Below are 2330 nucleotides of genomic sequence, written 5' to 3'. Positions count from 1 at the left end.
CCAACAGTGCTACGGCGAGCAGATGGCGGCGGCTCTCACGCTGCTCGAGGCCGAATGCGAGCAGTTTGCCGCGTACCTGGTGACGGAGTCGGTCCCGCTGAAGGCGCCGGTAACCGAATCAGGCGCTCGCACAACGGGTTTGGCCAACATCGCGCTGCTGCGCCGGCCGGCCGGCCTGGACCGGGACAGTTGGCTGAACCGGTGGCAGCACGACCACACCCCGGTGGCCATCGAGACCCAGTCCACCTTCGGCTACACCCAGAACTGGGTGGTTCGCGCCCTCACCCCGGACGCGCCGGGAATCGCGGGCATCGTCGAAGAGTTGTTCCCCGCGGAGGCGATCACCGATCTCAAGGCGTTCTTCGGTGCCGCCGACGACAAGGACCTGCAAGACCGGTTGGGCCGAATGGTCGCCAGCACCACGGCATTCGGCGCCAACGAGAACATCGACACCGTGCCCACCAGCCGCTACGTCTTCAAGACACCATTCATCGAGGAACCCACATGACAACACTGCGCGACGCCGTCGCCCTGGCCGCGGCGGAAGACGGGCTGGCGGTGGTGTCCACCGTCCGTGCCGACGCGACGGTGCAGGCTTCGCTGGTCAACGTCGGCCTGCTCGCACACCCGGAGAACGGTCGGGAGGTCTTGGGCTTCACCACCTACGGCAAGGTCAAGTTGGCCAACCTGCGGGAGCGGCCGCAGCTGGCGGTCACCTTCCGCAACGGATGGCGGTGGGCGACCGTCGAGGGCCGCGCGGAACTGGCCGGCCCCGACGACACGCAGCCCTGGCTGACCACCGACGACCAGCTGCGGCTGTTGCTCCGCGAGGTTTTCACCGCAGCGGGCGGCACCCACGACGACTGGGACACCTACGACCGCGTCATGGCCCGGGAGCGGCGGGCCGTCGTATTGATCGAGCCCACCCGCGTCTACAGCAACGGCTGACCTCGTTAGGCTGCAGCGGTGACGCTGCAGATCGATGACGACAAGCGGGTGCGCACCCTCACGCTGAACCGGCCCGAGGCGCTGAACGCATTCAACGAAGCCCTCTACGACGCCACCGCGGACGCGCTGCTGGCCGCGGCCGAGGATCCCGAGGTCGCCGTGGTGCTGCTGACCGGGGCGGGCCGCGGCTTCAGTGCCGGTACCGACCTCGCCGAAATGCAGGCCCGCATCACCGATCCGGAATTCACCCCGGGCCGGCACGGCTTCCCCGGGCTGATCGATGCCCTCAGCGCGTTCCCCAAGCCGCTCATCTGCGCGGTCAATGGCGTCGGGGTCGGCATCGGTGCCACGATCCTGGGCTACGCCGACCTGGCCTTCATGTCGTCGACGGCCCGCCTGAAGTGCCCGTTCACCAGCCTGGGCGTGGCACCGGAGGCGGCCTCGTCCTATCTGCTGCCACAGCTGGTCGGCCGGCAGAACGCAGCCTGGCTGTTGATGTCGTCGGAATGGGTGGACGCCGACGAGGCGTTGCGAATGGGCCTGGTCTGGCGGGTCTGCGATCCCGACGATCTGTTGCCCGAAGCCCGTCGTCACGCGGAAGTCCTTGCCGGGCGACCGATTTCGAGCTTGATGGCGGTCAAGCACACGATGATGGAACCGCTCCGCCCGGAGATCGCTGCGGCCAGCGCGCGGGAGAACGCTCACTTCGCCGAACTGATGGGTGCACAGGCCAACGCCGCGGCCCTGGCGGACTTCAACAACGCCCGCTGAGCGGGCGGCGTCTCAATGCGACGGGGCGGTCTCCAGATTCGCCGACGCGGCGATGATCGCCCGCAGCGTCCTCTTGCAGCGTCCGCAGTCGCCCCCGGCGCCACACGCGGCGGCGACCTCTTTGGAGGTGGAGGCGCCGCGCGCGACCAACTCGGACACCGTGTGGTTGGTCACGCCGACACACAGGCACACGTACATCAGCGCGTCCCCCGCATGCGGGCGGCGTTCCCCTCGTCGACGGCGTGGCCAACCGCGCGCACTTCGTCCTCCTTCTCGGCATCCCGTGTCATCGGGGTGGCCGGAAAAGTACCGAACCGAGACCCAGTATTAGTTGAGTCTAACCTAAGTTCGTTAGCGCAGTCTAACCTTACCCGCCAGCAACATCGGCCCCCTAGGTTGCGCGCGACACACTCTGAGCACAGCCATACCTTGCTGGCAGATTGCAACCCGCCGTGGCAAAGTGCGGGTACGGCCCGCCACGGCGTGTGCGCCCAGCGCACCCGGCCGGGCACCGAGAATGACCACCGATTACACGTCACCGCAGGGGAGTGATCATGCAAGGGGATCCGGATGTTTTGCGCTTGCTCAACGAGCAGCTGACCGGCGAGCTC

At 67.7% G+C, this 2330-nt stretch carries 4 protein-coding genes; 3 read left to right on the top strand and 1 reads right to left on the bottom strand.

All coding sequences use genetic code 11. The features are described 5' to 3' along the window. From A9X04_RS02125 to A9X04_RS02115, 3 genes are all read left to right on the top strand, one after another. The coding region (locus A9X04_RS02125; protein WP_067917283.1) for an EthD domain-containing protein at positions 1–508 on the top strand (508 nt) is incomplete at its 5' end. Beyond that, positions 505–948 (top strand): TIGR03618 family F420-dependent PPOX class oxidoreductase, encoded by a 444-nt coding sequence (locus A9X04_RS02120; RefSeq protein WP_067917281.1) that lies wholly within the window; start codon positions 505–507, stop codon positions 946–948. The genes A9X04_RS02125 and A9X04_RS02120, both read left to right, overlap by 4 nt. Before the next feature lie 18 nt (positions 949–966). Then, on the top strand, positions 967–1719 hold the full coding sequence (locus tag A9X04_RS02115; RefSeq protein ID WP_067917279.1) for an enoyl-CoA hydratase/isomerase family protein: 753 nt from the start codon (positions 967–969) through the stop codon (positions 1717–1719). Positions 1720–1731: 12 nt separating this feature from the next. Here the strand turns inward: A9X04_RS02115 and A9X04_RS02110 are convergent, their stop codons facing one another. Then, a complete protein-coding gene (locus tag A9X04_RS02110; RefSeq protein ID WP_067917277.1) occupies positions 1732–1917 on the bottom strand; it encodes a bacterioferritin-associated ferredoxin in 186 nt (61 codons plus the stop codon). Positions 1918–2330: the final 413 nt, after the last annotated feature.

The sequence above is a fragment of the Mycobacterium sp. E3247 genome (assembly GCF_001667785.1).
Taxonomy (GTDB): domain Bacteria; phylum Actinomycetota; class Actinomycetes; order Mycobacteriales; family Mycobacteriaceae; genus Mycobacterium.
The sequence above is the reverse complement of the archived record's forward strand: the minus strand, read 5'-3'. Positions and strand labels throughout refer to the sequence as shown.

Excerpts from the sequence above, each read along its gene's own strand:
- A9X04_RS02120 (WP_067917281.1), top strand. The coding sequence starts at position 505 with ATGACAACACTGCGCGACGCCGTCGCCCTGGCCGCGGCGGAAGACGGG.
- A9X04_RS02110 (WP_067917277.1), bottom strand. The coding sequence starts at position 1,917 with ATGTACGTGTGCCTGTGTGTCGGCGTGACCAACCACACGGTGTCCGAG.